Genomic DNA, 10,058 nt, shown 5'->3' on the forward strand with positions numbered 1-10,058 from the left:
GGTACTGGACCTCCCCGCAATGGGGAGGGTAAGAGCGAGACTACGAAGTCGCGCGCAGGTTGCGGTGGGCGCGGCGCCGGTGCGTGGCGCGGGCCTTTTCGGCGACCACGCCCTTGATCTCGACCACCACCCCGTCGTCGCGCGGTCTGGCTCCAACCGCGTCGTCGCGCGCTTTGGCGCTGACCGCGTCGTCGCGCGCTCTGGCCTCGGTGACCCGGTGCAGCCGTTCATAGGGCAACAGCTCCTGGATGCGGGCGTTGAGCGACGCGATCTCGGCGCGCAGGTCCTCGCATTCCTGCTTCTGGATATCGAGCTGTATCTGTTCGGAGGCCTGTTGCAGCGTCAGCTGCGAAAGGTCCGCGCTCACGGTCGAAAGGTTCATCTTGTCGTTTTCGCTCTCGTTCATGAGGGCTGACAGTCTTTCGTCGGCGATCCGCTTTTCGGCCACGGCATCGCTCAATTCGGTCTTGAGCCTGGCGACCTCGCCGGCAGCCTCGCCATTCTCGTTCGCGGCAAGCTCCAGCCGTGACTGGAGGCCCTGGATCTCGGAACGCAGGCCGCTCATCTCGGCCTGGGCGCGCTCCTGCTCGGCCTGCCTGTCGGCTTCCACAAGACGGGCCGCTTCGGTCATTTCCGACAGCTTCGCCTGCGCCATCTCGAGCGCGGTCTGCAGCCGCATTTCCTCTTTCTCGCTTCTGACGAGCGCGGCCACGAGGTCGGCGATCCGCGCCGCTTCGCTGCGATGCGTGGTCAACAGTTCGTCCAGCCTGTGGCGCGCCTCGGCTTCGCGCTTCTGCGCCCTGTCGAGATCGATCGACAGGTTGACCTGCTTCTCCCGCAAGGTCTTGATCTCGCGGGAGCGCCGGTTGGCCTCGACCGTCCTATCGGAAAGCGACTTGACGGCGTCGCCGAACTCCGCCTCGCGCCTTGCGCTCGCATTGGCTGCCTCGACGAGTTCCAGCCTTGCCGCGGCCAGGGCGCCGCGAAGCGACTCCCGCTCCTGGACCAGGCTTGTCTCGCGTTGCTGCAGCACCTCGACGGCGCTTTCGCGCTCGCGCTGCTTCTTGAGCGCATCGTGCAGCTGCTGCGAGAGCACGCGTTGTTCCGCGGCCAGGCCGGTATTTGCAAGTTCCAGCTCGTTGGTGCGAAGGATGTCGCCGTGCAGGATGGTGAGGAATTCGCGCGTCAAATGGTGCGAGGTGCCGATCTCCGACAGTTTCGCGGTGATCTCCTCCAGATAGTCCTGCGCTTCGTGGAACAGCCCATCGACGGCGCCCAATGCGGCCAGCCGGGTTTGCGTGTGGGACGTCAGCCGTTGCACGGGCTGTCCTGTCGTGTCCTCGGGCGGCTCGGCCACGGCCACCTCGCCCGTGGTCATCTCGCCCTCGGCCACCTCGCTTTTGGCGCCCTCGATTTGCAGACTGTCGCCCTTTGCCTGGAGATCCTCATCCGGATCGTTCTCCAGCGACTCGAGAGATTCATTGATGGCTTCCGCCAGATCCGTCTGCAGCTCCTGGAATACCTTGTCTACATCTTCAGCACGCTTGATCAGGCTCTTGAGGTTCATGTCATACACCTCTTACTCTGCCGCTTACGCAACCCCTCGTACTTAATGAATTACTAATGTTTCCCCTTTTACATCCTATGCTTTCGTAGGGGAAGCCCCCGCCGGCGGGTAGGGCGATCTAGCACATTTGGGGGATGGAAGCTGCGAGGCAGCCATGGAAAGGCTTGGGCTTCCTCGCCCCCACGGAGTGGAGGAGAGGTGGCTCGGCGAAGCCGAGACGGAGAGGGGGAATGGCTCGGCTTTCAGAAGAATTCAGAGGGAAACCGCCGACGCCGCAGGGCCCCTCTCCGGCCGCTTCGCGGCCACCGTTCCGGGGCGAGCCACGGGGCTCGCCCGTGCTTCGAACCGTACTTCTTGGGCGAGGAACCTGGTGCTACCAGGTCACCCCGCCATGGCCAGCGGCACGGCGCTCTTGTTGGGGATCTGGATGTCGATCTCCAGCGTCGACATGGTCTCGCCGCGGTCCATCGAGACCTGCAGATAGTCCTGGTCGATCTGCACATGCTTGGCGATCACCGCCATGATCTCCTCGCGCAGGATGGAGACCAGATCGGGCTGGCTGCGGTTGCGGCGCTCATAGGCGAGCAGAACCTGCAGCCGCTCGCGCGCCACCGGCGCGCTGGAGCGCCGCTTGAAGAGGTCGAAAATGTTCATGCCGCCCTCCTTCCGAGCAGACGGTCGAGGAAGCCCTTGCGCTCGAAGGGCACCACTACGGGCAGTTCCTCGCCTTCGAGCCGCCGTGCCGCGTCGAGATAGGCTTTGGCGGCGGCAGTCAGCGGATCGGCCAATGTCACCGGCGAACCGAGGTTCGAGGCCCTGAGCACATCCTGGCTCTCGGGGATGATGCCCAAGAGCGGCGTCGACAGGATTTCCAGCACGTCGTCGATCGAGAGCATCTCACCCCGCGCGGCCCGGGCCGCATCATAGCGCGTGACCAGCACGTGCTTGGCGATCTGCTCGCCCTGCTCGGCCTTCATGGTGCGGGCGTCGAGCAGGCCGATGATGCGATCGGAATCGCGCACCGAGCTCACTTCCGGGTTGGTGACGATGACCGCCTCGTCGGCAAAGCGCATGGCGAGCTGGGCGCCGCGCTCGATGCCGGCCGGGCTGTCGCAGAAGACATAGTCGAACACCGAGCGCAGCCGCTCGATCACCTCGCCGACGCCCTCCTCCGTCAGCGCATCCTTGTCGCGCGTCTGCGAGGCCGGCAGCAGGAACAGCGTCTCGACCCGCTTGTCGCGGATCAACGCCTGCGAGAGCTTGGCCGATCCCTGGATGACGTTGACCAGGTCGAACACGACGCGCCGCTCGGCGCCCATGATCAGATCGAGATTCCTTAACCCGACATCGAAGTCGACCAGCGCCACCTTCTTGCCGGTCTTGGCGACCGCCGCTCCCAGTGCCGCCGTCGAGGTCGTCTTGCCGACGCCCCCCTTGCCCGACGTGACCACCACTACCTTGCCCATGAAAAGTGCCTCCGTTTTTGTTTCGTTGTCTTGTCGGTCGATCGGCGCCGCCAGCGGGCGGTCAGCCGACCCTGTGTCAGCTGAACGGCGCGATGCGCAGCATGCCGTTGTCGAGAAAGGCCTGGACCGCCTTGCCGCGCACCGACGGGTCCATCTCCTCGGCGGTGCAGTACCAGCCATCGACCGAGAGCAGTTCGGCTTCGTTCTTGCGGCAGAAGATGCGCGCCGCGGAATTGCCGAGCCCGCCGGCCGAAGCGCGTCCGCGCAGCGTGCCATAGACGTGGATGGAACCGGCAGCGACGATCTCGGACCCGGAAGCGACGGAGCCTAGCACGATGACGTCACCGTGCGGATGAAACACAAGTTGCCCCGAGCGGATCGGCGTGCGGATCATCAACGTGCCGTCAGCCGGCAGAGCCGCGCCTGGTTTGGCATCATGAACCCTCGCCACGCCGGCCTTGGCGTCGCCGCCCTCGGGCGCGTCGCCAGCCGCCGTCAAATCGCTTGTCGCCTTGGCGTCATCCGCCCTGCCCGCCTTGCGGCCGGGCTGCAGCAGCAAGCCGTCTGACGTGGCCTCCTTGGCGCCAACCAGCGTCGGCGGCAGATGCTGCCCAAGTTCCGCGCCGCCATCGAGCTCGATGGCATAGACGCGGATGCCGCGCTGGCCGAGCACGCCGACCAGCGATTCGATCGCGACGACATCGGGCTTCAGCGTGTTGAGATCGAGCACCACCGGGCGGCCGGCAAAATAGCCGGGCGAGTTGCCGATCCAGCGATCGAGGCTCTCCAGCCACACATCCAAAGGCGCCTCCGGCGTGAGCGTGAAGGCGACGAAGGAGCGGGCGCGAAAGCGAATGGATTTGGTCTCGACAGGGGCGGCGAAGGTCACGGACAGCGATTCCTTACTGATAGGTAAACGCTAGGCCGGGCATGGTTAACGAAAGGTTAACGGAGGGTGTGGTTCAGCCTTCGGAAAAGGCGGTCGCCGACAGGCCCTGGCGACGTCTAAAAGTCTGCTAGGCGCCCCGAAGCGGTCATTGGCCGCTTGTGCCAACGAAAATAGGACCTAGGCCCGAGCGAGCTATCACGCCTTCCTCGGGCAGCTTCCGCACGGGATTGCAGATCCCCACAGGCGCGCAAAATCCATTTCGGCGTCGCCCGGGCGTGCTCGCGGTGCGCGGGGCGGCGCGATGATGGAGTTTGAACGCGTGAATGACGACACGACACTGATCGCCGAACTGGGCAAGGTGGCTGGCTGGGACCATGCAGAGCTCGCCAATTGCGATCCGGGCTTCGATCAGCGCAACTTCCACCGCCCTGGTGCGCCCCACCGAAGGTTCCGGCCGGCCTGATGCGATCTGAGCAGCAATGATTTTGACAGGGCCGGAAATCGCCCTGGAATGCCACAAAGTATAATGGAACAAAGTTACAATGTCCCGTCCAGGTTGTGGACACTTCCTTTTCAAGGGCGCACTCTTAGATTGCGAAACGCAGCTAGAGTTTCGCCCAACACTTCACATGCTTGAGGTGCGTCGGTGATTGTCTGACCCATCCGGATACTTCCGGCTGGGCTGAACTTTCATTGTGTCGCCTATCCGCGGTCAGGCTACGGCCTAACGCACGTTGCAGCCTGTTCCGGATCAACTGGGAGGTAACCAACATGCATAGCCTTCAACGCAGAGAACTTCTTATTCAAGGAAGCGCGGCTCTTGTCGCAATCGCTGCTCTCCGTGCCTCGCGAGCTTACGCATTTCCAACACAGGCGGGTGAGGACGTTATTCCGTGGCTGGACCAGCCGACCGAAAATCCCGATCCGGTAGGCATCCAGAGCCAGCTCGTCTGGGAGGATCTGGATAGCTGGATAACGCCAAGCGACAAGTTCTTCAGCATCTCGCATTTCAATCGACCGACGATCGATGAGAAGACATGGTCCATGGAGATCGGGGGCCTGGTCAAGAAGCCCCTGAAGCTGACGCTCGCCGACATCAGGGCGCGGCCGCGCCAGGAGGTCGTTTTCACAGTGGAATGCTCGGGCAACCACGGTTTTCCCTTCTTTACCGGCGGCATCGGCAATGCCCGTTGGGCAGGGACGCCGCTCGCCCCCATCCTCGAGGAAGCCGGCGTGCAGGAGAAGGGCATCGAGGTCGTGTTTTTCGGGACTGACGAAAGCGAGATCCCGATACGCGACGTCAAGATGAAGCAGAATTTCGCGCGCAGCATGTCGCTCGCCGACGCGATGAATCCCGACAATCTGCTCTGCTATGAAATGAACGGCGCCGCCTTGCCGGCGCCCAATGGTTTCCCGCTGCGGCTCATTGCTCCGGGCTGGTACGGGATCGCCAACGTCAAGTGGTTGAAGCGCATCGAGGTTCGCGACACCCGCTTCATGAGCCTTCTGATGGCCCGCGACTATGTCACCATCCGGGAGGAAGACCACAATGGCGAAACCGTATGGGTCGAGACCTCGGTGGGCCGAGCGCTGCTAAAGTCGGCACCCGCGAAGGTCACTCGGAAAGGCTCGGACTACGCCATCGTCGGGGCAGCCTGGGGGGCACCGATCGACCGGGTCGAAGTACAAATCGATCAAGCGCCCTGGGCGCCAGCGACCATCGACCACAGCGAGGAGGCTGAACACGCCTGGAAAATCTGGTCCCTGCCATGGGCAAGCCCGTCGCCGGGAGAACACACGGTGACCTCGCGCGCGGTCAGCACAACGGGACAGATTCAACCGGCAATGGACGATCCCTTGATCGCCAAAAAGCACACATATTGGGAGAGCAACGGCCAGGTGACGCGGCGCGTCAAGATCGCTTGAGAAACATGAAAGCCAAAGAGTCGGGAAGCCTGCAGGCGGCCAGCGAAGTGGCGAAAATTGTCATGCCGACGCGGCCGTGCGGCATGACATTTCGGGGCGTCGTCAGCGGTGCATCGTGCGCCCCAGCCTTCACGCCGCGAGCTGCACCTCGCGGGCGGCTGCGATCATGACACTCGCGAGCAAACCATTGGCTGCCTCCCAGGCCTCGCGGACCTCCGGCGCGATGCCGGTCAATGTCGCCGCCTTCGCATTCATCAAAATCCATGAGGCGCGACCGGACGTCGTTCCCCTCAATGCCGCTTGAAATACTGCACCTCGCGTTCGTGATTCTCGGCGGCTTCGCGGGTGTCGAAGGTGCCGAGATTGCGGCGGCGGCCGGTCTTTTCGTCCTTCTTGCGCGAATAGAGCCGGTATTTTCCGGATTTGAGTTTTCTGATCATCGGTCTCTCCAGAAAGGAGGAAGCGCCCGTCTGTTACCGAGGCCTTGCCCGTCTTTCAATCGCGGTGTTCAGGCATGGCTTTCAGCTGGTCCTTGGTCCAGTTGGTGACGGCGTGAACGTCGCCATCTTCGTCGCGCATGAAATCCAGCTGGCTGGCGGCAACAGCGACAGGTTTGGCGCCTATGCCTAGAAAGCCGCCGACGTCGATGACGACCTGAGAGCCGTGCAGATGATCGACAGAGCCGATCTTTTCGTCGTCAGGGCCGTAGATGGTCGCGCCTTCGAGTATGGAAGGGGTCAGCTCGGCGTTTGAAAGTCGTACGTGGCTGGTGTGGTCCATGACCGGTCTCCTTCGGGTTATGAAGGAGGAACCTGCGACGTGGCCAAGAGTTCCGAAGGAGCATAGGCAGCAACAGGGTAGCTACATCCTGATCGCTCGACTGGCCTTCCAGGTTCAAATGTTGGAAGGTCCCGGGCTAGAGGTGCCAACTTCGGACGGAACAAGAATACCTGGTTGCTGGCCTTTCGGATCACCATGCTGTGTCCAGAGCCCTGCTCCTAGCGGTTCGGACTATCCCTCAAAAAAAAATGGAAGAAGAGAACGCACGCCAGTAGCGGCACCACCCCGCCCACGAAATCCTGAACCGTCAAGCCGAGGAAATGAACCACCACAAATGCCATTTTTGCTCACCTCAACAACGCTGGGTGTAGAACTTTTAGAACGGGCTAATGTTCCATTTCTCCCGGAGCCATTTGATTGAAAGTAGTTCTCCGAGCCCCGGTGACCGGTCACCAGGGCTCGGAACGACAAGAGAGGGGATGGCTGGCTGCCGCTATGCCGCTTCTGCCGCCACGTTGACGGCCGATCCAGCAAGTTCGGTGAGCGCCGCGTCGGTTTCTTTCTCCTCGATCAGCGTCAGGTCCAGGAGATTGACCGCCTCGGTCAGTCCGAGTTCGGATGCCCAGGTCCGTAGCGTGCCATAACGCGAAATCTCATAGTGCTCGACGGCCTGTGCTGCCGCCAGGAGGCCGGCGTCCAGAGACGGCGAGCCCTTATATTCCTTGATGATCTCGGCGCCTTCCTCGGTGATGCCCATGATGGCAGCACAGGTTTTGCCAGCCGGTTTCTTGTCGATGACCTCGAAGACCTCCTCGAGGCGAGCAACATGCTCTTCGGTCTGATTGCGATGCTTTTCGAATGCCAATTTCAGAGCCTCGCTTTGCGCTGCCTTTGCCATCTTCGGCAACGTGATGAGAATCTTCTTCTCGGCGAAATACATGTCCTTGAGTGTGTCGTGGAAGAGTTCATTCAGGCCCTTCGATGCAGCCTTGGTCGCCATGGGGTTGGTCCTTCTTGGTTGTTCCCTCGCCTCGACATGAGGTCTTAGGAAACAGCCAGTCTGTCGCCTTGTTCCAAACGAAACGAAATTCTTTCCGCAAGGAGTCGGGCCCTGTCATGGGGCATAGGATTCCGCTCTTGAACACTGAGGGGCGGCTCGATTGTAGGCGCGACCATAGCCTCCGAAAATGTACGTCCAGATCAGTACCCGCCAACGATCGGCAGGATTTCGCCGGTGATGTAGCTGGAGCATTGCGGCGAGGCCAGGAACACATAGGCCGGCGCGATCTCCTCCGGCTGGGCCGGGCGCTTCATCGGCGTCTTCGCACCAAACACCGAGACGTCCTCGGCCTCCTTCTCCGACGGGTTGAGCGGCGTCCATACCGGCCCCGGCGCCACCGCGTTGACGCGGATGCCCTTGCCGATGAGACTGCCCGACAACGCGCGGGTGAAGGCGTGGATGCCGCCCTTGGTCATCGAATAGTCGACCAGATGCTTCGAGCCGTCGATGCCGGTGACCGAGCCGGTGTTGACGATGGCCGAGCCCGGCTTCATGTGCGGCACCGCCTCCTGCGCCATATGGAAATAGCCATAGAGATTGGTCTTCATCGTGGTGTCGAAATGCTCCTCGGTAAGGTCGGTGAAATCGACCGAATGAACTTGGAACGCGGCGTTGTTGACCAGCACGTCGAGACCGCCGAGTTGCTTGACCGTCCGTTCCACCGCGCGGCGGCAGAAGGCGCGGCTGGCGACATCGCCGCGCAACGTCAGACAGCGCCGGCCCTCGGCCTCGACCGCCTGCTTCGTCGTCTCGGCGTCGCGGTCCTCGCTGAGATAGGCGATGGCGATGTCCGCACCTTCGCGCGCGAACAGCACGGCGACCGCCCGGCCGATGCCGGAATCGCCGCCGGTGATCAGCGCCACTTTGCCGTCGAGTTTTTTCGAGCCCTGCCAGAACGGCGCATCATAGCGTGGCGCCGGCTCGATCTTCCACTCGTCGCCGGGCTTGAGGTGATGCTGCTTCGGGAAAGGCGGCTCGGGATAGTTTCTCGCTCCCGCCTGCATGGCGCCATTCGATTTTGATTTCGCCTTCGACTTGCGGCGATCGTCTGCATCGACCTTGCGCTGCACGCGCCGCTGCTTTTGCGTGGCTTTCGAGGTATTGGATTTTGTCAGCATCGGTTTCTCCTTCGCTCAAGAAGGAACAACGCCGGTGGACACAAAAAGTTGGCGGCGTCGAACCGCTGTCGGAGTGCCTCAGACCTATTTGTCGGTCCGGCGGATTCGTGAAATAGCCGCGGTGACCAGGCTGCTGAGGACAATCCACATGACGACCTCGGTCTTCGACGCGCTTCGATCAGTCCGCCTTGCCCCAGAGCTCGCCGCTACGACCGGTGCCAGATCGGGCCGGCTCCCCTGCCTGATGGAATAGGCTCGGGTGATTTCTGCGCCGAACAGAAATATCTGCGTTGAATAGTATACCCATAGCAGCACGACCAGCAGCGCGCCGGCCGCCCCGTATGATGTCGCGATGGCGCTTGTTCCGATGTACCAGCCGATCAGCGACTTGCCGACCGTGAACAGGAGAGCCGTCACCAAAGAGCCAATGGCGACGTCGCGCCATCGCAAAGTTCGGTCTGGAAGGACCTTGTAGATCGCCGCGAACAGCAGGGCGATCAGGACAAAAGACACGATCGTGTTGATTGCGCTCACGATCAGTTCGCCAAAAGGCAGATGCGCGTTGATGATGTCGCCGAGGGCCGAGATTGCAGTGCTCGCCGCCAGCGACACGAGCAGCATGAAACCCAGAGCGGCCACCAGGCCCAGACTTGCCGCGCGGGCCCTCACCAATCGTGAAAACGACGTACCGCTCGGGCTGACCTTCCATATCTCGTTCAGCGAGAGTTGCATTTCGCCGAAGACGCCTGATGCGGTGAAGATCAGGGTCACCAAGCCCAGTATTGTGGCCAAAGTGCTCGCCGATTTCTGCGATGCGGTTTCGATCGCTGCCTGCAAGAGGTCGGCGCTCTGTGGACCCATCACGCCTGATATCTGCGCCGAAAGGGCGAGCTCGGCGGCATCATTGCCGAAGGCGAAGCCTGCGATGGCAACGATGATGAGCAGGATCGGCGCCAGCGACGTGGTGGCATAAAAGGCCATCGCGGCGCCGTGGCTCAATGCGTTGTCGTCTACGAAGCCGCTGATGCTTTCCTTCAGAAGCTCCCAGCCCTCACCCACCCAGCCTGGCATTTTGCCTCACCATCTCAGTTTCGCGCCTATTTTGGACGCGGATCATCGAGCTCCATCCCGATCGATGGAAAACCGCCCATGCGTCGTTTCGAAACTGCTTCTGCAAGCGCTAGCGCTGCGTTGCGGACCTCGCCTTGAACCTCTCTGTCTGCATCGAGTTCATCATGGCTGGTCGCATATG

Annotated in this window: 11 protein-coding genes; 2 read left to right on the top strand and 9 right to left on the bottom strand. The window is 62.0% G+C overall.

The window, feature by feature from the left end; genetic code table 11:
* Window positions 1-40 precede the first annotated feature (40 nt).
* From D3227_RS31345 to minC, 4 genes are all read right to left on the bottom strand, one after another.
* A complete protein-coding gene (locus D3227_RS31345) occupies window positions 41-1,567 on the bottom strand; it encodes a coiled-coil domain-containing protein (RefSeq protein WP_120018076.1) in 1,527 nt (508 codons plus the stop codon).
* Window positions 1,568-1,948: 381 nt separating this feature from the next.
* Window positions 1,949-2,221: a cell division topological specificity factor MinE gene (gene minE, locus D3227_RS31350; RefSeq protein ID WP_006201441.1), complete on the bottom strand. Its 273-nt coding sequence runs from the start codon at window positions 2,219-2,221 to the stop codon at window positions 1,949-1,951.
* Entirely contained in the window at window positions 2,218-3,033 is an 816-nt protein-coding gene (gene minD, locus D3227_RS31355; protein WP_006201442.1) for a septum site-determining protein MinD, read from the bottom strand. The genes minE and minD overlap by 4 nt, the downstream gene beginning before the upstream one ends.
* Before the next feature lie 76 nt (window positions 3,034-3,109).
* Window positions 3,110-3,922: a septum site-determining protein MinC gene (gene minC / locus D3227_RS31360; protein ID WP_120018061.1), complete on the bottom strand. Its 813-nt coding sequence runs from the start codon at window positions 3,920-3,922 to the stop codon at window positions 3,110-3,112.
* A gap of 319 nt (window positions 3,923-4,241) precedes the next feature.
* Here minC and D3227_RS41900 point away from each other — a divergent pair, with 319 nt between their 5' ends.
* Together D3227_RS41900 and D3227_RS31365 are read left to right on the top strand one after the other, a co-directional pair.
* A complete protein-coding gene (locus tag D3227_RS41900) occupies window positions 4,242-4,385 on the top strand; it encodes a hypothetical protein (RefSeq protein ID WP_167480933.1) in 144 nt (47 codons plus the stop codon).
* 308 nt (window positions 4,386-4,693) lie between these two features.
* Window positions 4,694-5,848, top strand: coding sequence for a sulfite oxidase (locus D3227_RS31365; protein ID WP_120018062.1), 1,155 nt, complete (start codon window positions 4,694-4,696; stop codon window positions 5,846-5,848).
* A gap of 290 nt (window positions 5,849-6,138) precedes the next feature.
* On the opposite strand, the gene D3227_RS31375 is transcribed toward D3227_RS31365, so the two are convergent.
* The 5 genes from D3227_RS31375 to D3227_RS31395 all read right to left on the bottom strand — a co-directional run bounded on the left by D3227_RS31375 (window position 6,139) and on the right by D3227_RS31395 (window position 9,877).
* Entirely contained in the window at window positions 6,139-6,288 is a 150-nt protein-coding gene (locus tag D3227_RS31375; protein WP_120018063.1) for a hypothetical protein, read from the bottom strand.
* Between the two features lie 55 nt (window positions 6,289-6,343).
* Window positions 6,344-6,628 carry a PRC-barrel domain containing protein gene (locus tag D3227_RS31380; protein ID WP_120018064.1) on the bottom strand — a complete coding sequence of 95 codons (285 nt, stop codon included), beginning with the start codon at window positions 6,626-6,628 and terminating at the stop codon, window positions 6,344-6,346.
* Window positions 6,629-7,121: 493 nt separating this feature from the next.
* The gene (locus D3227_RS31385; protein WP_006201453.1) at window positions 7,122-7,628 is read right to left on the bottom strand and encodes a YciE/YciF ferroxidase family protein; all 507 of its coding nucleotides are present in this window, start codon (window positions 7,626-7,628) and stop codon (window positions 7,122-7,124) included.
* Between the two features lie 200 nt (window positions 7,629-7,828).
* Window positions 7,829-8,806 (bottom strand): SDR family oxidoreductase, encoded by a 978-nt coding sequence (locus D3227_RS31390; protein ID WP_120018065.1) that lies wholly within the window; start codon window positions 8,804-8,806, stop codon window positions 7,829-7,831.
* Window positions 8,807-8,890: 84 nt separating this feature from the next.
* A complete protein-coding gene (locus D3227_RS31395) occupies window positions 8,891-9,877 on the bottom strand; it encodes a YihY/virulence factor BrkB family protein (RefSeq protein WP_120018066.1) in 987 nt (328 codons plus the stop codon).
* Window positions 9,878-10,058: the final 181 nt, after the last annotated feature.

It is taken from the genome of Mesorhizobium waimense (assembly GCF_003601975.1).
Lineage (GTDB): Bacteria > Pseudomonadota > Alphaproteobacteria > Rhizobiales > Rhizobiaceae > Mesorhizobium > Mesorhizobium waimense.

What these genes read in the sequence shown, in the direction of transcription:
- D3227_RS31345 (WP_120018076.1), bottom strand. Translation starts at nt 1,567, where the DNA reads ATGAACCTCAAGAGCCTGATCAAGCGTGCTGAAGATGTAGACAAGGTA.
- minE (WP_006201441.1), bottom strand. Translation starts at nt 2,221, where the DNA reads ATGAACATTTTCGACCTCTTCAAGCGGCGCTCCAGCGCGCCGGTGGCG.
- minD (WP_006201442.1), bottom strand. Translation starts at nt 3,033, where the DNA reads ATGGGCAAGGTAGTGGTGGTCACGTCGGGCAAGGGGGGCGTCGGCAAG.
- D3227_RS31365 (WP_120018062.1), top strand. Translation starts at nt 4,694, where the DNA reads ATGCATAGCCTTCAACGCAGAGAACTTCTTATTCAAGGAAGCGCGGCT.
- D3227_RS31375 (WP_120018063.1), bottom strand. Translation starts at nt 6,288, where the DNA reads ATGATCAGAAAACTCAAATCCGGAAAATACCGGCTCTATTCGCGCAAG.
- D3227_RS31380 (WP_120018064.1), bottom strand. Translation starts at nt 6,628, where the DNA reads ATGGACCACACCAGCCACGTACGACTTTCAAACGCCGAGCTGACCCCT.
- D3227_RS31385 (WP_006201453.1), bottom strand. Translation starts at nt 7,628, where the DNA reads ATGGCGACCAAGGCTGCATCGAAGGGCCTGAATGAACTCTTCCACGAC.
- D3227_RS31390 (WP_120018065.1), bottom strand. Translation starts at nt 8,806, where the DNA reads ATGCTGACAAAATCCAATACCTCGAAAGCCACGCAAAAGCAGCGGCGC.
- D3227_RS31395 (WP_120018066.1), bottom strand. Translation starts at nt 9,877, where the DNA reads ATGCCAGGCTGGGTGGGTGAGGGCTGGGAGCTTCTGAAGGAAAGCATC.